At 51.4% G+C, this 19984-nt stretch carries 21 protein-coding genes; 15 read left to right on the top strand and 6 right to left on the bottom strand.

The window, feature by feature from the left end:
- Positions 1-603, bottom strand: a 603-nt coding sequence (locus AAF564_17295; GenBank protein MEM8487312.1) for a DUF3667 domain-containing protein, incomplete at its 3' end; no start/stop codon positions are given.
- A 453-nt stretch (positions 604-1056) separates the two neighbouring features.
- Here AAF564_17295 and AAF564_17290 point away from each other — a divergent pair.
- The 4 genes from AAF564_17290 to AAF564_17275 all read left to right on the top strand — a co-directional run bounded on the left by AAF564_17290 (position 1057) and on the right by AAF564_17275 (position 3826).
- Complete coding sequence (locus AAF564_17290; protein ID MEM8487311.1) at positions 1057-1392, top strand: YtxH domain-containing protein; 336 nt, start codon at positions 1057-1059, stop codon at positions 1390-1392.
- A 69-nt stretch (positions 1393-1461) separates the two neighbouring features.
- Positions 1462-2274 carry a YaaA family protein gene (locus AAF564_17285; GenBank protein ID MEM8487310.1) on the top strand — a complete coding sequence of 271 codons (813 nt, stop codon included), beginning with the start codon at positions 1462-1464 and terminating at the stop codon, positions 2272-2274.
- Positions 2275-2462: 188 nt separating this feature from the next.
- Positions 2463-3089, top strand: a complete 627-nt coding sequence (gene udk / locus AAF564_17280) for a uridine kinase (GenBank protein ID MEM8487309.1) — start codon at positions 2463-2465, stop codon at positions 3087-3089.
- Between the two features lie 113 nt (positions 3090-3202).
- A complete protein-coding gene (locus AAF564_17275; GenBank protein MEM8487308.1) occupies positions 3203-3826 on the top strand; it encodes a hypothetical protein in 624 nt (207 codons plus the stop codon).
- A gap of 45 nt (positions 3827-3871) precedes the next feature.
- On the opposite strand, the gene AAF564_17270 is transcribed toward AAF564_17275, so the two are convergent.
- Complete coding sequence (locus AAF564_17270; GenBank protein ID MEM8487307.1) at positions 3872-4717, bottom strand: biotin--[acetyl-CoA-carboxylase] ligase; 846 nt, start codon at positions 4715-4717, stop codon at positions 3872-3874.
- A gap of 135 nt (positions 4718-4852) precedes the next feature.
- On the opposite strand from AAF564_17270, the gene AAF564_17265 reads away from it, so the two are divergent.
- Both AAF564_17265 and AAF564_17260 read left to right on the top strand, forming a co-directional pair.
- Positions 4853-5560, top strand: a complete 708-nt coding sequence (locus AAF564_17265) for a tetratricopeptide repeat protein (protein MEM8487306.1) — start codon at positions 4853-4855, stop codon at positions 5558-5560.
- Between the two features lie 164 nt (positions 5561-5724).
- Positions 5725-6705 carry a serine/threonine-protein kinase gene (locus tag AAF564_17260; protein ID MEM8487305.1) on the top strand — a complete coding sequence of 327 codons (981 nt, stop codon included), beginning with the start codon at positions 5725-5727 and terminating at the stop codon, positions 6703-6705.
- 15 nt (positions 6706-6720) lie between these two features.
- Here AAF564_17260 and AAF564_17255 read toward each other — a convergent pair whose 3' ends face one another.
- Positions 6721-7527: a hypothetical protein gene (locus AAF564_17255; protein MEM8487304.1), complete on the bottom strand. Its 807-nt coding sequence runs from the start codon at positions 7525-7527 to the stop codon at positions 6721-6723.
- Between the two features lie 234 nt (positions 7528-7761).
- On the opposite strand from AAF564_17255, the gene AAF564_17250 reads away from it, so the two are divergent.
- The 8 genes from AAF564_17250 to AAF564_17215 all read left to right on the top strand — a co-directional run bounded on the left by AAF564_17250 (position 7762) and on the right by AAF564_17215 (position 14663).
- Positions 7762-8574 carry an inositol monophosphatase family protein gene (locus AAF564_17250; GenBank protein ID MEM8487303.1) on the top strand — a complete coding sequence of 271 codons (813 nt, stop codon included), beginning with the start codon at positions 7762-7764 and terminating at the stop codon, positions 8572-8574.
- Position 8575: 1 nt separating this feature from the next.
- A complete protein-coding gene (locus tag AAF564_17245) occupies positions 8576-8707 on the top strand; it encodes a hypothetical protein (protein ID MEM8487302.1) in 132 nt (43 codons plus the stop codon).
- Positions 8708-8746: 39 nt separating this feature from the next.
- Positions 8747-9574, top strand: a complete 828-nt coding sequence (locus AAF564_17240; GenBank protein ID MEM8487301.1) for an SDR family oxidoreductase — start codon at positions 8747-8749, stop codon at positions 9572-9574.
- Positions 9575-9734: 160 nt separating this feature from the next.
- Entirely contained in the window at positions 9735-10511 is a 777-nt protein-coding gene (locus AAF564_17235) for an HAD hydrolase family protein (GenBank protein MEM8487300.1), read from the top strand.
- A 114-nt stretch (positions 10512-10625) separates the two neighbouring features.
- Positions 10626-11378: a L,D-transpeptidase family protein gene (locus tag AAF564_17230; protein MEM8487299.1), complete on the top strand. Its 753-nt coding sequence runs from the start codon at positions 10626-10628 to the stop codon at positions 11376-11378.
- Between the two features lie 327 nt (positions 11379-11705).
- Positions 11706-13160 (top strand): NfeD family protein, encoded by a 1455-nt coding sequence (locus tag AAF564_17225; protein MEM8487298.1) that lies wholly within the window; start codon positions 11706-11708, stop codon positions 13158-13160.
- Between the two features lie 43 nt (positions 13161-13203).
- On the top strand, positions 13204-13704 hold the full coding sequence (locus AAF564_17220) for an NfeD family protein (protein MEM8487297.1): 501 nt from the start codon (positions 13204-13206) through the stop codon (positions 13702-13704).
- A 242-nt stretch (positions 13705-13946) separates the two neighbouring features.
- Positions 13947-14663, top strand: a complete 717-nt coding sequence (locus tag AAF564_17215; GenBank protein MEM8487296.1) for a TonB family protein — start codon at positions 13947-13949, stop codon at positions 14661-14663.
- Positions 14664-14726: 63 nt separating this feature from the next.
- On the opposite strand, the gene AAF564_17210 is transcribed toward AAF564_17215, so the two are convergent.
- Positions 14727-16052: a nucleoside transporter C-terminal domain-containing protein gene (locus AAF564_17210; protein MEM8487295.1), complete on the bottom strand. Its 1326-nt coding sequence runs from the start codon at positions 16050-16052 to the stop codon at positions 14727-14729.
- Positions 16053-16156: 104 nt separating this feature from the next.
- Complete coding sequence (locus tag AAF564_17205; protein ID MEM8487294.1) at positions 16157-18106, bottom strand: M1 family metallopeptidase; 1950 nt, start codon at positions 18104-18106, stop codon at positions 16157-16159.
- Between the two features lie 233 nt (positions 18107-18339).
- On the opposite strand from AAF564_17205, the gene AAF564_17200 reads away from it, so the two are divergent.
- Positions 18340-19614, top strand: a complete 1275-nt coding sequence (locus AAF564_17200; GenBank protein MEM8487293.1) for a lipase family protein — start codon at positions 18340-18342, stop codon at positions 19612-19614.
- Between the two features lie 177 nt (positions 19615-19791).
- Here AAF564_17200 and AAF564_17195 read toward each other — a convergent pair.
- A partial coding sequence (locus AAF564_17195; protein MEM8487292.1) for an integrase core domain-containing protein occupies positions 19792-19984 on the bottom strand: 193 nt, incomplete at its 5' end.

The following is a 19984-nucleotide window of genomic DNA, read 5'->3' as shown; positions in this document are numbered from 1 at the left end:
CCCCTGTGCAATGGCGACAAACGTCAGCGTCTCTGCATCAGGAATCAGAGACGTTGCATATTCTAGCAGAGCTGACAGCGAGAAGACGACAAACAAAACAGCATGGAAATGCAGACTGAATATAAGGTGTTCAGCATACAGACGTTTGCGATAGAGTCCCTTGAGCAAGAGGGCAAATGCTGGGACCAGCACAAAAAGAAAACGGGGAAATGCTTCGGGTAAATGTGAGAGTTCTTCTGGGAAGTTGAGATTGAACAGCAGGAAATCTTTGATGTTAAGCCAGGCAGCAAGGGCAAAGTAAACGATACTGAACGATAAGTAGAGTCGGAAAGGAGGGACATACCTTGCTCGTTGGCCGTCCAGATAGGCTTCAGTAAGCCGGCCAGGTTTGAACATCAACCTGAATGTCTGATAGAAACGGCCATCCAAATTTAAAACAGTGGATAACGCGTCACTGACCAGCTGCCGGAATGGATGCAGGTGCGAATCATGACGCTGGCCGCAGGTTTGGCAGAATGGCCCCGTTACAGGTGCGTCGCAATTTGCACACTGTTGTGTGTCGATATGAGAGGGAGGTGCTCCTGTAGGTGTTGATACTTGCATCCTGTTCACTATCCATTGGCGCTGTAAAGATAGGGGATAAGAAGATTGAATGCGATGGAGAGACGGTGTCGGGGGGGCATCACAAATAGCTTGGAAACCGCAGAAGGTATGGAGCGTTATACGGAGGCTATAAAATTTTAAACTGGTTTAATAACCAATAACCATTAGGAAGGAGTATACGGAATGCCTTGTGGACGTAAACGTAAGCGGCACAAGATCGCAACGCACAAGCGGAAGAAGCGCCTTCGCAAAAATCGGCATAAGAAGAAAAACCGGTAGTTGCGTCTGGTACTTAGCGGTCTAAAGCTGCGGTCGGTTGTCCGGCGGTAGCTTTTTTTTTACCGTAAAAAGCGATTTATACAGCCTGTTGGACTGTTTAGAAGAAACTGGATCCTGAAATACCTAGTTTAAGCAAGGTATACCAGTTTTGAAGTTTTAATCAAAAGGGCCTCTATGAAGGAATCTAACGTTGGAAGTCTGGTTCGTGCCGGCGCCATGGGCGCATTGCTTGGTGGTGCTGCGGGCTTTGCGCTGGGAATTTTGCTCGCCCCGGAAGAAGGGCAGAAAATTCGCCGACGTCTGGCTTACCAGTTGGAAAACCTCGCGGATCAGGTGAACAATTTTATTGATCACGTGATTCACCCTGAAGCACCGGGTGATGCCCGGGTAGAAGGAGACGCGTTGGTTGCCGATGTCCGTACCAAAGCGCAGCAAATCCAGGATGATATTGATGCGCTTATGGGCGAAGTACGACGTCATGGGCCTGCTGGTGAAATGCCCGCCAATTAATTTCTCTGGTGTTGCCGGCAGATTGCCAGCATATCATTGAATCTTGTTCTAGCTCAATTTACGTGGTGCATGTCCAAAATTTCTATTCTGCTCCCACCCTCAGAAGGTAAAAATCCTGGTGGCAATCCGTTTGCCCCGGATATGTTCGACTACCGTTCATCTTCCACCTTCAATTATTTCAGCGACCTTAACCCGGAGCGAAGGAAGCTGATCAATGTGTTGCAATCAACCATTGAAGAAGGAGAAGGCCTGGAGTCGCTGTTTGGTGTCAAGGGTGAGAATCTGGAGGAGGCACTGGACAACAATCTGACCATTTTTAAAGCGCCCTTGATGTCTGCCCTGGATCGTTATAGTCCCGGGATTATGTACAAGTCGATGGATTTTGCTGGCCTGCCCACTGGGGCACAGCGCCGGCTGCTGGAAAATGCCATCATCTTTTCCGGCCTGTTCGGACTGCTACGTCCGGATGACCTCATTCCAAACTATAAGCTAAAAATCGACGCATCTTTACCCGAATTGGGGAAAGTGTCGAAGTATTGGCGCGACTACGTCAGCCCGCTCCTCAATGAAACGCTGGAAGGACATGTCGTCTGGAACCTGCTGCCCAAAGCGCACCGCGATGCGTGGAAAGACGAGCACGCGTACGCCCTGATGGTTGAAGTGGCCTTTTACGACAAAGTTGAAGGTGGTGACCTCAAAGCACTCACCCATGGTGTTAAACCGTTGCGTGGACAGCTGGTCAACTATCTTGTGCGTGAAATGGTTGAAAACATCGACGGTGTAAAAGAATGGGAGCATCCTGCCGGCTACAAATACGATGAGAGCCGTTCCGTTTTTGACGAAGAGAAAAAGATGGCTACCCTTGCCATGGTTAAAGTGTAGTTCGACTTTGGATTTCCCCCAAAGATTGGAATATTGAATGGTCGCCCTCGACTTTTTCAACTGCGAGTCGGATATTCACTTAGCGCACTTCCGATGGGAACAGCTTAAACCTGCCACCACCAATTTTGGCGGGCCATCAAAGCAACCATCGTAACCTAACGTATACCAACTATTAAACGACCATGGGTATGGAGCGTCCTGTCATTATTGGTATTGCTGGAGGGTCTGGGTCCGGAAAAACCACGGTAATCCGGAAGATCATGGGAGCCCTGGACGCTGCCAGCGTCGCGGTAATTGAACACGATGCGTATTACAAAGACCTTCGGCACCTCTCTGCAGAAGAACGCCTGTCGGTCAACTTTGACCACCCTGATTCCCTCGAAACAAGCCTGCTGCTAACCCATATTGAGCAGTTGTTGGCCGGCCAGTCGATCGAGAAGCCAACCTATGATTACAACCGGCACACGCGCCACGAAGCAACCGTCCACATCACCCCCAAACCCATTATCATTGTAGATGGGATTCTGGTGCTCGCTGAGTCGGCCCTTGCTGACCTGATGGACATCAAGATATTTGTTGATACCGATGGTGACGTGCGTTTACTGCGTCGCATTCGGCGCGATATTGAAGAGCGGGGGCGTTCTATCGAAAATATCCTTTCGCAATACGAGCGCACAGTACGCCCGATGTACATCCAGTTTGTGGAGCCTTCGAAGCGCCGGGCTGATGTCATTATACCGAGAGGTGGGCACAACCAGGTGGCCATAGAGATGGTTGTCGCACGTATAAACATGCTGCTGGGGCAAATGGTGTAGCCCTGACGCAACTCTCTGTGCCATGATCACGTAAAGCCAATTGCCGGTTTGTTTTTACAGTTTTGTTTTTAACAGCCGGCTTCAACCTTGCCCGGTTCAGTTAGCAATCACCCATGATCGCCCACGTAGCCAAAACCCTTCGGCGCCCGTTTTACTGGTTCCTGCTGCAAACAACGCAGGATAAAAACTGGAAACGGTACAACTGCAAAGTACCCCTACACGTCTATGGCGCCGGCTCAAGGCGCTGTTTCTCATGGTATCTGGAAGGTCAGATAGATACCGGTCAGATGGGCCTAAACGACATGACGTATTGGCTCGATGCCTGTCAGTATATGACGGACAAAGAGCAATTTGATGAGCGTGATGTTTGGCAGCATCCCATTACTTTTGAACGCATTCGTCGGGGCGACTGTGAAGACTTTTCTCTCTGGACCTGGCGTAAACTCGTAGAAAGCGGCGTCGACGCTGAGTTTTGCGCTGGTTGGTCTGTACATCCTGGTGAACTCTATCAGGGTCACACCTGGGTCCTTTTTAAAGAAGACGATACCACGTTTTTGTTTGACCCAGTGGTACAGGACAGGCAAGCCATGGTGCGGCCGCTGCATGAAGTGTCTGAGTGGTATGTACCACAGGTGTCTATAGACAGCGGCTTGAGCCAATATGTATATGGCGGATACTACAACAGTTTTCGGCCGGCCTGGAAAGATGCTTCATCAAACCAGCAGGTTGTACGCTAGTCTTAATTGAAGGGATACGTATCAATCGGCACTCGGCCTTAAGATTCACCCTTCGCCTGCATGACGGGGCGCGTTTGGCTGGCTTGTCACTTCGCCGGCGTGGAATTCGCACAGCCCGTCTGCCGTCTGCAATTGCAGGGCGCCCGTTGCAGATACACCGGTTAGGATGCCCCTGATTTCTTTTTCACGGCCGATAAAACGCAAGACAGTTTCTTCGTTCAGGTAAGCCAATCGCTTGCTGTAGGCCGCCAGGATTTGCTCGTTACCCGTGGGTTTAAGCGAAAAATAGCTGGTTTCGAAATGGTTAAGGAATTGCGCGAGAAATGCCATGCGTGGAATATGACGCCCTGTTTCCAGCAGCAATGAGGACGCTTTTTCAGCAATGTCTGGTGTGAAGTGCGCCTGATTCAAATTGACGCCGATCCCCAGAATAACTGGCAATGAGCCACTTTTGTGTTGCACCGGAATCGCAGATTCAAGCAACATGCCGCAGCATTTTTTACCCTGCACGAGGATATCATTGGGCCATTTAATTTCGCTTGAAATTGGGGCTGTATAGCGATTTATGGTATCAGCAAGTGCAATACTTGCCGCTACATTGATGATGCCGAGAGAAGCGGGAGGGAGGTCAGGGCGCAGGATTAGCGAAAACAGCAGGTTGGTGGAGGGATCGGTTGCCCAATGCCGGCCATGTCGGCCGCGCCCGGCAGCCTGATGTTCTGCGTACACCAGTGCACCTTCGGGTCCGGCATCTTGCGCCCATTGCATGGCCTGGGTGTTGGTCGAATCAGTTGTAGCCAGAAACCGTACTTCGCGGCCCAAAACTTTCGTATTCAGGTGCGACCAGTATTCGGTTTCAAGTGTTCTGATATGTGTATCCAACTGTAGCATGAAGAAGTCGCTATTGCATGTTTTTGTACACGTAATGCGCTAAAATCGTATATTCAAGTCCGAATTACTGCGTGGAACGATTCTTGACATCGAACACGGGACAGATTTAATAGATTATACCAGTGCTGGTTCTGCATGATTAGAAGTTGTTACCAAATTTCAAGGTGGTTATGTGCCGGCTTTGTTGTCCTCCTGCTTGCAGGCAGCCACGATGTATACGGCCAGATCAAGCCAACCGAGCAAGTGCAGATGCAATTCCATCGCGCAGAAACTGCGTGGCGGAATCAAACAAGCATCCTCGAAGCCAAGGTTCGTGTGGATCAAGTATTGCGTGAAGCGCCTAACTACGCAGTTGCGTGGAAGTTGCGCGCCGAGGTGCTGATTGCCATGGAACGCTATGGTGATGCCATGCAGGATGCTGAACAGGCTACTTTGCTTGATCCGGAAGATGGTGATGCGTTTCTTATCCTTGCGGAAGCCGCGAGGTTGAACAACCAGCCGCTGCTTGCCCGGAATTCACTTAAGAAAGCTTCAACGCTTTCGCTAGACGCCGGCGCTGATTTTCATATCAAACTCTCCCGAAGCGCGGCCCTGCTGGGCGAAGCTGATTTTCGGATGGCTGAATCATTTGCGCGCGTCGCGCTCGCCAAAGAGCCTGACTACGCAGAAGCGTATTACCAGCTCGCCCGCGTATTTGTATTGCAGGAACGCGATGAAGACGCTGCCACTACTTTGCAACGCGGATTTCAGGCAGAATTGCTGGATCCCGTTTACGTTGGCTATGACTCGCTGCTCAGCAGCCTCCGCGAACATCCCCGTCTCGAAGCGCAGTTCGGCAACTAAGGAGTAACCATATCTTGCGGCTGCAGGTGCGGATAGTCCGTACGTGATGCGGCGAAACGATTATTTAAGCATTACCTTCAAGCTTGCTGCACTTCTCCAAATAATTTGTATACTACCTGAACATCTCCCAGCGATGTTTTTTTCTTGACCAGCCAGGTACGAGCATGTCCGGTCTGTTTCCCAAACCACAGGACAAATATCCCGTCGTCTCCCTTAACGACACGGATATGGAACTGCCACAAAGCGCCATCAACAACAAGATGCGCTATGCCTATTTCAAAACCCTTGCAAAAGGTGGCAAGTGTTTGATTCAGTCGTGTAAAGACTTGCACCTCCGCCGAACCGTGTGTTACAAGTCGCTGCACCGCGAAATAGCTAACGATCCTATCGAACAACAGCGTTTTTTGCGGGAGGCACGTGTGACGGCTATGCTGCAGCACCCGAACACAATCCCGATTTACGAACTAAGTAGAGACACAAAGGGTCACTACTATTTCACGATGAAACTCGTGGAAGGGCTCACGTTGCGGGAAATTATCACGCACCTGCAGGAGGGCAATGAGGAGATATTGGAAACGTATGGGATGGATGTGCTGGTTGACATTATTCTGCAAGTGGCCAACGCGCTGGATTATGCGCATAGCCACGGTGTTGTACATCGGGATGTGAAGCCGGCCAACATACTGATTGGTCCGTTTGGCGAAGTGCTGGTGCTGGACTGGGGCCTCGCAAAAGTATGGAATATGGTAGATCTCGATCTGTCGTATATGGAGCTTATCGAAGAAACAGACCGCTCGTTAACCGCGCGAGGGAGGCTGCAGGGGACAGCGCTCTACATGTCGCCTGAGCAGATTGCAGAGTCCAAATCCATTGACCACCGTACAGACGTATTTAGCCTCGGTGCTGTACTTTATGAGGTCTTAACCCTTTCGCTTATGGCCTGGGGCGACACGCTGGATGAATTGTTGCGACACATGCAGTACGATGATCCGGCACGGCCGATCGAAAAGGCGCCGGCGCGTAATATTCCAGAGATGCTGGACGCCATTTGCATGAAAAGTGTAGAGAAAGATCCGGATAACAGGTACAGCACCATTCGTGAAATGATTGAAGCGTTGCAGGCGTGGCGCGTACGGGTGGATTAACGCGGGCCTGTCGGGTTACAGTTGGATGTCTGTATAGGTAGCCACCGTACGGAAAATTTGCGGGGGTTTGAACGGCATGATGATCCGGGTTTCTATACGGGTGTTGTAAGGGACAAGCTTACCGTCGGGAGCGTGCTGCAAATGCACGAAGAACCTGCTTTCTTCCCGGAAGAACAGCGCCAGGTCTATACGCTCAAGTTCAAATGCCACAAACTGTCCGGAAGCCTGATCGAAGAAGAACTTCGCGCGCCGGATGTTTTTCCCATCTCCATCAACTGGCTTTGCGCGAATTTCGGCAACCCGGGCAGCAATATTGAGCATCAGGGTGTCTTGTTGAAAGCGATATAGGTAGGCTTCGAAATTTCGTTCAGAAAGGTAGCCAGGGTCTGGGGGGAAGAGGTAAGGCGTAAGGTCGGCAGGATCGCGCTCTTCAACAGTGGTTGATACAAATCTCCGAAAGAAGCCGAAGTCAAAGTCACTGGTTGAATCTGCTTCGATGATATCGTATTGGCGGTTGTCTACCGGGCCGAAGTGATTTACTGTTCGCTCCCTGAACGCAACGAGAAAGTCGTCGTCTTCAAACTGATCTGTGCGAGAATACCGGGTATAGGTGTAATTGCGCAGCGCAAGAAACGCGTCTTTAAAGGCATCGCTGTTTGTCTGATCGACGAGTTCGAGCACAGAATCCCGTTCAGCTACATCCTGCGTGTACATGGCCGCAAGGGTGGCATTGTTTGCGGGGGAATCGCGTACCTCCGGTGTACAGCCCGACAGGAGCACCCCGGCAAAACAACTACACAGAATCAGAAAGCGATAAAACATGGTTGATTAAGCTAACAGGTAAAAACGCGTTGAAACACAGCATGAACGTCTTTATTCAATCGAAGCTCCATGTTGTGCAAGATTTATCCGATAAGAATTATCGGGTTAAATTTTTCAGAGATGTGAACAGCCGTAGTGCTATCTTCTCGGGTGTGCTGCAAAGAGGCGGGTATCGGGTGTATGAAGTGGCACACAAAAGGTTTTTACTGTTTGTGAAATAAATCAAAACTTGAAATGCGTTACCAGGAGGCGCTTGACGTCGCAGTGGCGGCCGCTACCCGGGCGGGCCAACTCATCAGAACACACGCCGGCCAGATTAACACGAACCAGATCCGCATGAAAAACGTGCACGATCTGGTGACAGAAATAGATGAGGCATCGCAGCAACTGATTGTTGACATCCTCCAAAAAGCTTTCCCTGATGCCCAGTTCATGGCTGAAGAAGGGGATGTGTTTTCAAAAGGCAATGAGAAAGTTGCCGGCTGGCGATGGATTATCGACCCGATTGATGGTACCACCAACTTTACCCATGGCATGCCGCCGTATGCGGTAAGCATTGGGCTGGAAGAAGATGGCGAACTGGTTGCCGGTGTTGTGCTGGAGGTTGGGCGTTGGGAGCTGTTCACGGCCATCAAAGGCGGTGGCTTGCACGTTAATGGGGTGCGTCACCAGGTAAGCAAAACAGACAGCCTGTCGGATGCGCTGGTGGTGACCGGCTTTCCTTATAAACATTTTGGACACCTGGATGAATATTTGGCCTTGCTGGGAGACATGTTGAAAGCAGCACGCGGCGTAAGGCGCACAGGATCTGCTTCGGTTGATCTCGCCTATGTGGCTGCCGGCAGGTTTGACGGCTTTTTTGAAACGGGTCTTATGCCATGGGATCTCGCTGCCGGCGTTTTACTCATCAAAGAAGCGGGTGGCCGGGTCAGCAATTATGCGGACAAGCCAGACGGTTTGTTTGAGAAGCAGATTTTGGCAACCAACGGTCGTATTCATGGCGAAATGCTGGCGCTGGTTGCACAAATGAAAGATATTCGATTGTGATTTGAAGCAGGAAGCGCAGAAGTTTGTATCTCAGGTGAAATTGCAGCTTGAAACCGGGGTACGGGTGGCTTCACTCGCAGACAAACGCTACCTTACTGCGCGCAACCCTGCTGTTGCGCTTTATTTGCTATAAAAAATATGAGATGACCACTAGTATCATCAGGCATAAAACATGGAAAACAAGAGTTTCGGTTTGTTGAAAGGGAAAAAGGGGATCATTTTTGGTGCCCTTGAAGAACGGAGCATCGCCTGGGCCATTGCCGAAAAGGTGTATGCAGAAGGAGGCGAATTCATTCTGTCCAATGCCCCTGTAGCGAAGCGTTTGGGCACGCTGGACAAACTGGCTGATATCACCAACAGTGAAATCATCTGGGCAGATGCCACCAGTGATGAAGAAATCCGTGGTCTTTTTGATCAGGCGAAAGAAAAATTTGGTAGCGTCGACTTTATTGTTCACGCCATCGGTATGGGCCTCAATGTTCGCAAAAAACGGCCTTACGAGAACCTCAACTACAACTGGCTGATGAAATCGCTCGACATTTCGTCGGTAAGCCTGCATCGTATTGTTCACCATGGTATGGAAAGCGAGGCGCTGGCTGACAATGGTTCGATTGTAGCACTCAGTTACATTGGCGCGCAGCGTGTTTTTTCGGCGTACTCAGAAATGGGCGATGCAAAAGCGCTGCTCGAAAGCATCGTGCGCTCTTTTGGGTATCGGCTTGGAAAACGCGGCATTCGCATCAACTCGATTTCGCAGGGCCCAACCAAAACCACTGCCGGCACAGGCATCAAAGGTTTCGAAGCCATGTTCAACTTTGCTGAGAAAATCTCTCCGCTGGGCAATCCGAGTGCAGAATCCTGTGCAGACTATACCGTCAGCCTGCTGTCCGATCTCACCCGTATGGTGACCATGCAGAACCTTTACCACGACGGTGGATTTAGCAGCATGGGCATTTCCGACGAGCTGATCGACGAAATAGGTGATGCCCTTGGCGGCTAAAGGCCGGCGCATCTTCCAGTGATATGACAGGGAGCGAACCCCATCAAGACCGGCTGCAACACCGGATTCTTTGGCGGCTCGCTCCCTTTTTTATGCAGTTTTTTATTGCCCAGCACTTATTAAACCGACTTTTGGCACCTTCTTCGCATAAAGGCACGTTATGACAAAACTGTTTATCTCTGATATTGACGGGTGTATCTCCCAGCCATACCAGCCCATGCAGGCGGATGGCATCGCGAGGCTGACTGCACACGCAAAGCAGGGGGGGACCCTTGGACACAGTGCTGTGTATCCCGCTTTAAGCCTCTGTTCGGGCCGGCCGATGCCTTATGTAGAGTGCCTCACCCAGGCACTTGGGTTGCAAATGCCAGTGCTTTTCGAGAGTGGCGGTGGTATTTTTGATCCTGTAAATGCACGCATTACCTGGAGTCCGCATTTGACCCCCGATGTGGTAAAGCAAGTAAGAGAAGTGACCCGTTGGTTCGAAACGGATTGTGTATCCGGGACTATGATGGTGGTAGATTATGCCAAGCGTGCCCATGCCGGCATCATCGGACCCGATCCGGATGAAATACAGGCTGCCATCCCCAGAGTAGAAGCCTTTGTACGCACGGCAGGACTGGATTTTGACGTCCTGCCCACGCATCTTTCTATTGATGTGGTGCCAAAGGGCATTACCAAAGAGACAGGCATGCAGTGGATGCTTGATATGCTGTCTTTATCATTTGATGATGTGGCCTATATCGGCGATTCGCTAGGCGATTTGGAAGCGCTCAAGTTGGCCGGCCGTTCTTTTGCTCCGGAAAATGCAAAATCCGTTGTGAAAGAAGCAGTAGACGTGGTTGTGCCGGCAGAAGTGGAAGGGGTACTGATTGCCATAAAAATGTGCATCACCAGGAACCAACAAACCCTTGAAATAGAAGAACTTAAATACTGACCATCTAACGTTCTGTGCATGCGGCACAGGTATGCCAATTAAGTTATGTTTGCTACATCAAACAGAATTACAATCCCAGCCCCCCACTGGATTTGTGGTACGTTACTATTGCTAATGTGTGGCTGGACCGCTGGGGCGGTACATGCACAAGACTACACAGCACAAAACGATACAGCGCACAACGTTCGGTTCGCTTCTGCAGACGGATCGCTGTATTACAGCGTTGCGCGCAAAGCAGCGGTTTTTAATGAAGCAAACAGGTCTACCGAAGTTTTTAAACTCAACTTTAGAGAGCCAGTAAGCCTTATTGAGCGAAGAGGCCTTTGGAGCCTGATCAAGACGGAAGATGGCAAAACGGGCTATGTCTCTAACAAAGACATTTCTAACATCTGGATCCGCATTTCGAAGCGTAAAAAGAGCGTTTATGTTTATCGGGGTACCCAACTTATCAAGCGCTACATTGCTGACTTCGGCAACAATGTAGCGTCAGATAAAATCCAGCGCGGCGATGTACGGTCTCCTGATGACTGGCGAACACCGGAAGGGACCTTTTTTGTGGTTTCCAAGAATCCAAATAGCAAGTTTTACAAAGCGCTGGTGCTGAACTACCCCAACGCAGAAGATGCACGCCGCGGCTACCGGCAAGGCCTGATTTCTAAACGAGAATATGACGCTATCGTTGCCGCCGAAGACAACGGCAATATCCCCCCCATGAACACCATGCTCGGCGGCTGGATCGAAATCCACGGCGACGGCACAGGCGGTGGTACCAACTGGACGCAAGGGTGTATCGCCATCGAAAACGACAAAATGGACGAACTCTGGCCTCTCATCCAGGTCGGTACGCCTGTTTTGACGGAGTATTAGACTGCAGGTCCCTTCACTATTGGTCTGAACTTGATTCGAGATTCAGGAGAGGGGGGCGTAATTCCTTATGCAGTAACTGGATACCGGATCAAGTCCGGCATAACGTGCGCGCGCTCCACTTCTCCACGCGTCAGCCAGCAATGCCCTTGGTACCTGCGATCCAGACAGGATTGGAAATGCACGCGTAAATGCATCGAATCCTGCTACCCGCGCAGAAACTGCCCAGCGTTCCCACAAATGGCATATATGCGTGAAAACTGAACTTTAGCGAAAAAAATCGCGTATTTAGTTCTATATTGTGTGAACACGATGCGTATGAGAGCTACTATGACATTCAACGCCAACCACAGGTTAACCGGACACATTGCACGAATCCTGTTTATTTCAGTATTCCTGGCCCCATTTTTTAATCAGGTTCAGGACGTTGCTGCACAAGAATTGTTGTCTGAACGTGTACCGTTTGACGAACCATTGACCGATGGCGCTGTCTTTCTTGTGCCTGTAGATGGCATGATTGACAATGGTTTGGCGCGCTACATTGAGCGGGCTACCGAGGACGCGGAAGAAGGCAATGCTGCGTTGATTATCTACCATGTAGACACCTTTGGTGGTCTGGTAGAGGCAGCTGACAAAATCCGAAAAACCATTTTGAATGCCTCTGTACCTACAGTGGCGTTTATTGACAAAAACGCAGCATCCGCCGGCGCACTTATTTCATACGCGGCAGACCGCATTCTCATGGCGCCAGGCTCGTCTATTGGCGCGGCAACCGTTGTGGAAGGGGGGAGCGGGGCCAAAGCTTCTGAGAAATACCAGAGCTACATGCGCGGACTCATGCGTGCCACGGCAGAAGCCAATGGCCGCGATCCTCAGATTGCAGAGTCAATGGTAGATGATTCACTTGCCGTCGAAGGGGTTGTGGATGTTGGTGAACTGCTTACGCTCTCCTCACAGGAAGCGCTTGATGTTGGCGTAGCTGACGGTATTGTAGCCTCTATCGATGAAATTACAGCCATTTACGACATTGCTGAGGCAGAACAGGTAGACCATCAGGCCTCTCGCGTGGAGCAAATCTTGCGTTTTCTCGGTTCTCCTGTGCTGCAGTCACTCCTGATGATGATGATGATGGGGGGCTTGTATTTTGAGCTTCAATCGCCAGGTGTTGGATTTGCCGGCCTCATGTCGCTGCTTGGCGCCACGTTGTTCTTCGCGCCGCATTACATGATGGGGCTCGTTGAAAGCTGGGAAATTGTACTGTTTGGTATAGGGGTCTTGCTTTTACTGGCCGAGGTGTTTGTGATACCCGGGTTTGGCATTGCCGGCCTGGCAGGGCTGATTCTTGTGATCGGGTCGCTGATTGCTTCGCTGATCGGAAATGTAAACCTGGAGTTTCCTCCGTTTCTTGAAATTACCTCGGCCCTGTCTACAATGGCCGTAACGCTGGTATTGCTGGTGCTGATGGTCTTTTCGCTCGCGCGGTACTTACCCACAACAACACGGTTCAACCGGATGGTGCTTGCCCCTGAATTGTCGAGTGCTGATGGCTACACAGCAGCAGTTACGGATCATGAGATTCTTGGTATGGTAGGCCGTGCAATCACCCCCTTGAGGCCTTCTGGCACTGTGCAGCTTTCAGAGAACCAGCGGCGTGTTGATGTTGTAACCGCCGGCGAGTTTATCGATACCGGGGCCTCTGTGCGGGTTGTAGACGTACGGGGCAGCAGGGTGGAAGTCCGCCAGGTTGAAGCTATTTCAAGAGAAAGTGAAACATCTGTCGCATAATCCGTAAACTTGGCCATTAATTAACGCTTTACCAACACGCCTTTTGGAAATTTTCATTCCCATAGCACTGATTATCCTCGGACTCGGTTTTATCCTGTTCGAAGTATATCTGGTGCCTGGTTTTAACGTGGTTGGTATTATTGGCTTGTTGGTCATTGTTTTTGCGGTAGGATACGGATTTAGCGAAACGGGCCTTGTGGGCGGTACGATGTACCTGCTGGGCGCAACTGTTTCGGTGGTTGGTTTGTTTTTTTGGATGTGGAAATCCGGCGCCTGGGACCGCTTTATTTTGGCGACCAACCTGCGCAAAGACGAAAACCTTATAGCCCGTGAAAGCGAAGACAGGGCGCGTTACCTGGGCGAAGCAGGGCGGGCAATAACGCCTTTGCGTCCGACCGGCATTGTAGAAATTGGGGGCCGGCGTATTGAAGTGATGACGGAGGGGGAGTTTATTGCTGCGGGCAGTAGTGTGAAGGTGGTTGCGATGGATCGGAGGCGGTATTTTGTGCGGCTCGAAAATCAGGATCCCGACAACCCTTCTTAAACTTTGTAAAGGTTGCCTGATCTGGAGCAACCTATTTTTTATCCGGGTGTCTGTATGTAGCAGGCAGGATATTTGCAGTTTTTGTGGTTCAATTAACCAATAGCTGCACGGCTCAACACCTCGTCTCCTGAAACTTGTATCCAATAATCCGGTAACTGGTTTTCTGGGTCCCTTATCGCTATTGATCCATTGGATGTGTAGCCCACATCATCGCTATCCGATTTAACATCCCGCGAATTATCGTGAAAAGAGTAACCTACATCGCAATTATTGCATTTTTTCTAATCCAGGGCTGTACGCAGGATGCTGCGTTTACGTATGGCCCACCTGCCGGCTGGGAAGCTGACGGTACCACCTGGTGGAATGCTGCGCAGGATACCACAGGCCTGTTTCGTGAACTTGAAACGCTCGAAGACATGCAGGTTGCTGGTGCAGAGGACGTGTACCTCTCCAATACATCGCTTACAGCCGGGCGGGATGCACGGCAGCAGTTTACCAAAGCAGTTAAGAGAAGCCTGATCCGAATGTACAGAAACGAGCCGGCTATCGTTGACTCACTATTTGAGAAGTTTCTCGCACCCAAGGTACAGGATGTCCAGTTTACCAACGACCCTGCAAAAGACGTAGAGACGTTCAAGAAGTCATCGTACAAACTGCTCTCGCGTCACTTTAGAGAGCCCCGTACACGCCTTGAGCTTGGTACGGATGTGCTGGTCGTATATCCTGACTCGATTCGCCAGCAGGGTGTAGAAGGCTATGTAAAGCTTCAGGTTTACCTGGATGCTGAAGGGAATCCGCTTACTGTAGAATTGCTTGATGGCGTACATCCGGTGCTAGACCAACTGGCGCTGATGGCCACGACGGAAATGCGGTGGTTGCCGGCATACGTAGAGCACAAGCGGGAATGGAAAGCCATTCCTTCCTGGACCCGTTACCGGATTGCGTTTAAAACTTCCTGACGCTTAACCTTACAGATATGTCAACCCCGGGGCTGCCTGCAGGCCCGGGGTTTTTTTATTGGCTTAACCGAGAAGCATGCCGGCTATGGTCGCAGTCATCCACGAGGCCAGCGCACCACCCACTACTGATTTTAAACCCAGTTTTGCTACGTCACTTTTTCGCTCCGGTGCAATGCCGCCAATGCCGCCTATCTGGATGGCAATAGAGGAGAAGTTTGCAAAGCCACACAGTGCGTAAGTAGCAATGTAAACACTTCGCTCCGACATCACTTCGCGCAATTCACCCAGCGACAGATAGGCCAGGAATTCGTTGATTGCCACCTTTTCACCCAGCAGCCGGCCAAACATCAAAATATCAGCTGTTTCAATGCCCATGGCCCACGCGAGGGGTGCGAAGACAAATCCGAAGATCGCTTCTAGGGAGAGGCTGGTGAAGTTGCCATTGCTCCAGCTAGCAATGGCTGCGTTCAGGTCATACACCTCCCACCCAAAAATGATGGGGTTGCCGAGCAAGGCAAGCAAAAAGTTTAGCATCTTGATGATGGCAACAAACGCAAGAAGCATGGCGCCTACGTTGAGTGCCAGCTTCAGGCCATCAGAAGCCCCATTGGCCGCTGCTTCGATCACATTTGAATCGGTTGTGGTTACTGCCAGATCAACCGTGCCGCTGGTTTGCGGCGTTTCTGTTTCGGGCACCAGGATCTTGGCGACCACAATGGCTGCCGGCGCACTCATAATGGATGCTGACAAAAGGTGCGCTGCAAAAACAGCTTGCGCAGCCGGGTCATCACCGCCAAGGAAGAGGATGTAAGAGGCCAACACACCGCCGGCGATCGTTGCCATGCCGCCGGCCATCAGGGTCATCAACTCGCTTTTCGTCATCCCCATCACATAAGGCCGAACCACAAGCGGCGCCTCCGTTTGACCAATAAATACATTGGCTGCGGTAGCAAGGGACTCTGCACCGGATACCTTGAGGGCGCGGGCCATAAAGTATCCCATCCCCTTTACGAGCGGCTGAATAATTTTCAAATGGTACAGGATGGCCATCAATGAGCCAAAGAAGATCAACGTCGGCAATACCTGGAAAGCGAATATAAAGGCCATGGAGCCTTCAGTTGACGTTGGAATCCCAAGCGGGCCAAAAATGAACTGCGAGCCTTCGTACGTAAAGCTCAGAATTTTGGTGAACGCCCGCCCAATAAAATCAAAGAGCAGAAATCCAGGTTTGGTTTTGAGAATCAGGACAGCAAAAATGAGCTGGATACCAATTCCAATGCCTACAATGCGCCAGTTGATGCGCTTGCGGTCCGAAGAAAAGAGATAGGCGATGCCAACAAGTACAGCGAGGCCAAACAGGCCCCTGAGCGCATACATGGCCAGATCCATAAATCAACTCCAGGTGGGTTGGAAGAACGACCTAAGATGCAGGTTAAGGAGCAAAAGCGCAAAAAAATGATGCGAAGAAATGGTACAGAAAAGGCGTGGTCCAGTTAAGGTTGCCACACGTTGTTGGTGCGGTCAACATCCGGGAGCACCTGGTCAGGGTCGATGGTGAGTTTAATTATTTCCTGGCCCGGTTCAGGGAAGATGGGAAAAGCATCTTGTTTAAAGAACCCGACGACTGGAATTTTGCGTACCGCAGCGGTGCCATCTGCATAGTCAATTTTGAGTGTAATCGGCAGGAGCAAGTCAGATGCATGTTGTACAATCCAGTGTGCGTTGTCGGTGCCGGCATTGCGGCGTACAACTTGCTGATCCAGCGTTGCTGTGCCATAGAACCAGCCGCGCCAGAACCAGGAGAGGTCTTCGCCAGCAGCCTGTTCGATACTCCTGAAGAAGTCTGCCGGCTGCGGGTGTTTGTAGGCCCAGGCGCGGATGTAGCTTTGGAAGGCCGGATCAAAACGGTCGGGGCCGAGGATGTAGTTGCGTAGCAGCAGCAACCCGACCGCCGGTTTACGATAGGAGAGAAACCCCACACCGTCTGCACGGATCTGGTCTGCATAGGTGAGCGAAGGTTGGTCTGCAAAAGGTTGCTGCATCCGATCAGCGGTACGCGCGGGCGCATAACGCTGCAGGCGCTCCGCGTCGGGGCCGTAAAATGCTTTGTTGGAGAAGTAGTTGATAAACGTGTTGAACCCCTCATCCATCCAACCATGCCGGCGCTCATCACTGCCTACAAGCATGGGAAACCAGGTATGGCCAATTTCATGATCAGTCACACCAAACAACGCCTGCCCCCTTGCCTGGTAGCTGCAAAAAATGAGCATCGGGTATTCCATCCCACCAACCGGACCGGCTACATTGATGGCAACAGGGTAGGGGTAGCGGTACCATGCGTCAGAATAAAACGCAACCGCATGCCGTACATACGCCGTCGATCGTTCCCAACCAGGACTTTCTGGCGTACCAATCGCCTCTTTGGGGTAGGCGGACATGATCAGGACGTCTTCCCAACTTGCGGCATCCAGTATAAATGCTTGTGATGCAGCCCACGCAACATCGCGAACGTTCTCTGCCCTGTAGCGCCAGGTGAGCGCTGTCACGTCACTCGGCCGGCTCTGCTTCTTGCCAACTTCCTTCTCCCTGATAATGTGCATGGTTTCAGCCTGGGTACGTGCTTTAACCAGCCGGCGAACCTGTTCGGGCGTGAAGACCTCTTCCTCGTTTAACAACGTACCTGTGGCAACTACCACAAAATCCGCCGGCGCGGTTAGTTCGAGGTTGTAATTGCCAAATGCTGTATAAAATTCACCCTGGCCGAGGTAAGGCATCGTATTCCACCCGTTCACGTCATCAAACACAAACATGCGCGGATACCACTGGGCAATTTGATAAACCGTGCCCTGTTCAAATTCCTGGTGTCCGGTTCGGTCTGCCCCAAACGGAGGAATGGTATAACTGTAGGCCATCGTGACATCAACGACTCCGCCATTGGGCAACACCGGATGCTGCAATTCAATTTTCATCCGTGTGCCGTCAATGTGATAGTGTGGGGCATACACCCTGCCGTTGCGGCCAACGGTTACTTCCGAGAGGGCAAACCCGCCATCTGCAAAAGCACCACGCCAGCGCGAGTTGGGGCCATGGAGTTGCGCGTTGCGGCTGTCGTGCGCAAAAGCCTGCTGATCGAGCTGTAACCAGAGGAAGGGCAGGGGGTGCGGACTGTTGTTGGTATAGGTGATCCGTACGGTACCGGCAATGCGGTGGGTGGCCGGGTCTAGGGTGACGGCGATGGCATAGTCTGCCTGTTGCTGCCAATAGTTGGGCCCCGGAAAGCCAGTTACGGCACGCTCAGGTGTTGGCGCCGGCCAATCGAGGGGCGCAAATACCGCCTGGTTATGCAGAGGAAATGCTGTTTGAGGTTGGGCAGAAGCTGCCGGCGACCATGAGAGGCTACAGAGAAGCAGAGCGAGCAGGACGCGCTGAAAAGAAGTGTTCATATTTCACAAAAGAGGTGTTAAGCACATCAAGCCAAATCCGATACCTGTAGCAGAGGATCGATTAGGCATATGGCCCTCTTCTAAATCCCTACTCGCCAATGGGTTTCGCGATGCAGGAATCAGGTTGATGCGGTTACAGTGAAGCAGAATTGTACGACACGAAGCAGTAGATAACTCCGCGATACGCACGCCCCATTGAGGTTGAGCACACCATCATCGAAGCGGAAGAATCTATGCGTATACTAATTCTGGTAGCTATATCTTTTGTCCCCGCATATGCAGGCTCAGCCCCCCTTTATGCTGCACCCGTTCAGGGCATAGCGTTGGTGCAAACTGTTGATTTTGAGGATACGGAAGAACTCCGTGGCGCTTTGCTTGGTGCAGAGCAACTGGGTATCCGGTCACGCGATGAAATTGCAGCTGCCCTGGCGGATGAGGGCATTCCCGGCGTCCCGCAGTACGGCGTTGTCTTGTACCGCGTATTGTATAAGACCGTGGATCATGAAGGCATGTTGCGCGAGGCATCAGGGGCCGTAGCTATTCCGCTTACGCTAGACGGGCCGGCGCCGTTACTGAGCTACCAGCACGGGAGTGTATCCGCCCGCCGGCGGGTCCCTTCAGCGCAAGGGTTTGACCTTGTAAGTATGGGCTTGAGCGGCAGCGGTTATGTAACAGCACTGCCCGACTATCTTGGATTGGGTGCATCAGACACTTTTCATCCTTACGTACACGCCGCGACACTCGGTACAAGCGTCGTTGATTTTCTGCGCGCCACACGCCTGCTGTGCGCCCAACTCGATATACCGCTTAGTGAACAACTTTTCCTGGTAGGCTATTCGGAGGGGGGATACGCAACGATGGCCGCGCATCGGGAAATAGAGGCCCATCATACTGATGAGTTTACTGTAACGGCTTCAGCGCCGATGGCCGGCCCGTATAACTTGTCTGATGTAATGGTAGAGCAGATGCTGGAAGATAAACCGTACCCGACACCAGGATACCTGCCATTCACCCTTGTTTCATATGACCGGGTGTACGACCTCTTTGATGACCTGTCTGATGTATTGCGCGAACCGTATGCAAATGCGGTAGACTCCCTCTTCAACGGCAACTACGCGCTGCGCGAAATAAACGAGCATCTTCCCAGTGTGCCACGCGACATGTTAACGGACAATTTTGTGGCGGCACTCCGCGAGAAAACACATCCCTTGCAGAAAGCATTGGCAGAGAACGATGTCCATAACTGGGCACCGGTTGCGCCGATGCGACTCTTCCATTGCGTTGATGACGACCAGGTATCGTTCCGGAATGCAGAAAAGGCGCTGGCAGCATTCCAGGCGCACGGGGCAGACCATGTAGAACTTGCCGCGCTCGAGTTTGGTGGCCACGAGTCGTGCGCGCCGCCGGCCCTGTTTCTAGGAAAACTCTGGCTAGACGGCTTCCGCGCCGGCCAACAAGCGCCCATGCTGCAGGCGAATATCAAGATTATCAAATCGGGCACGTTTTAGAGTGAGGAGAGAGGAGTGTTGGCGTGAGGATGGCGACCTGTTTCACCAACGTCATCCTGGGCAGAGCCAAGGATCTGCGAAGGCAGGAGTCGGATGAATATCGAACACAGAACAAGGAACCCCGATGTCGAAGGAAAATTCAATCACTGTCAAGTCCTGAAATAGGTTGACAATGAATTAGTGTATAGTTTGTGATTTAAGCCCAGTTCGGTAGACCTGGTCGGGTTTGCGATAGCCGAGTGTTGTATGTGGACGTTCGTGATTATAGAGCCAGACTGCCTCTCGTAATGCCTGGCGTACTTGCTTGAGGTTGATAAAGCAACCATCAAGTCCATATTCCAGTTTGAGTATGCCATTGACCCGTTCTGCT

This window comes from Bacteroidota bacterium (assembly GCA_039111535.1).
Taxonomy (GTDB): domain Bacteria; phylum Bacteroidota; class Rhodothermia; order Rhodothermales; family JAHQVL01; genus JBCCIM01.
This window is presented reverse-complemented; position numbering and strand designations above follow the sequence as displayed.

What these genes read in the sequence shown, in the direction of transcription:
- AAF564_17285 (MEM8487310.1), top strand. Translation starts at nt 1,462, where the DNA reads ATGTCCAAAATTTCTATTCTGCTCCCACCCTCAGAAGGTAAAAATCCT.
- AAF564_17235 (MEM8487300.1), top strand. Translation starts at nt 9,735, where the DNA reads ATGACAAAACTGTTTATCTCTGATATTGACGGGTGTATCTCCCAGCCA.
- AAF564_17230 (MEM8487299.1), top strand. Translation starts at nt 10,626, where the DNA reads ATGTGTGGCTGGACCGCTGGGGCGGTACATGCACAAGACTACACAGCA.
- AAF564_17260 (MEM8487305.1), top strand. Translation starts at nt 5,725, where the DNA reads ATGTCCGGTCTGTTTCCCAAACCACAGGACAAATATCCCGTCGTCTCC.
- AAF564_17290 (MEM8487311.1), top strand. Translation starts at nt 1,057, where the DNA reads ATGAAGGAATCTAACGTTGGAAGTCTGGTTCGTGCCGGCGCCATGGGC.
- AAF564_17225 (MEM8487298.1), top strand. Translation starts at nt 11,706, where the DNA reads ATGACATTCAACGCCAACCACAGGTTAACCGGACACATTGCACGAATC.
- AAF564_17255 (MEM8487304.1), bottom strand. Translation starts at nt 7,527, where the DNA reads ATGTTTTATCGCTTTCTGATTCTGTGTAGTTGTTTTGCCGGGGTGCTC.
- AAF564_17275 (MEM8487308.1), top strand. Translation starts at nt 3,203, where the DNA reads ATGATCGCCCACGTAGCCAAAACCCTTCGGCGCCCGTTTTACTGGTTC.
- AAF564_17265 (MEM8487306.1), top strand. Translation starts at nt 4,853, where the DNA reads ATGATTAGAAGTTGTTACCAAATTTCAAGGTGGTTATGTGCCGGCTTT.
- AAF564_17200 (MEM8487293.1), top strand. Translation starts at nt 18,340, where the DNA reads ATGCGTATACTAATTCTGGTAGCTATATCTTTTGTCCCCGCATATGCA.
- AAF564_17240 (MEM8487301.1), top strand. Translation starts at nt 8,747, where the DNA reads ATGGAAAACAAGAGTTTCGGTTTGTTGAAAGGGAAAAAGGGGATCATT.
- udk (MEM8487309.1), top strand. Translation starts at nt 2,463, where the DNA reads ATGGAGCGTCCTGTCATTATTGGTATTGCTGGAGGGTCTGGGTCCGGA.
- AAF564_17205 (MEM8487294.1), bottom strand. Translation starts at nt 18,106, where the DNA reads ATGAACACTTCTTTTCAGCGCGTCCTGCTCGCTCTGCTTCTCTGTAGC.
- AAF564_17250 (MEM8487303.1), top strand. Translation starts at nt 7,762, where the DNA reads ATGCGTTACCAGGAGGCGCTTGACGTCGCAGTGGCGGCCGCTACCCGG.
- AAF564_17270 (MEM8487307.1), bottom strand. Translation starts at nt 4,717, where the DNA reads ATGCTACAGTTGGATACACATATCAGAACACTTGAAACCGAATACTGG.
- AAF564_17210 (MEM8487295.1), bottom strand. Translation starts at nt 16,052, where the DNA reads ATGGATCTGGCCATGTATGCGCTCAGGGGCCTGTTTGGCCTCGCTGTA.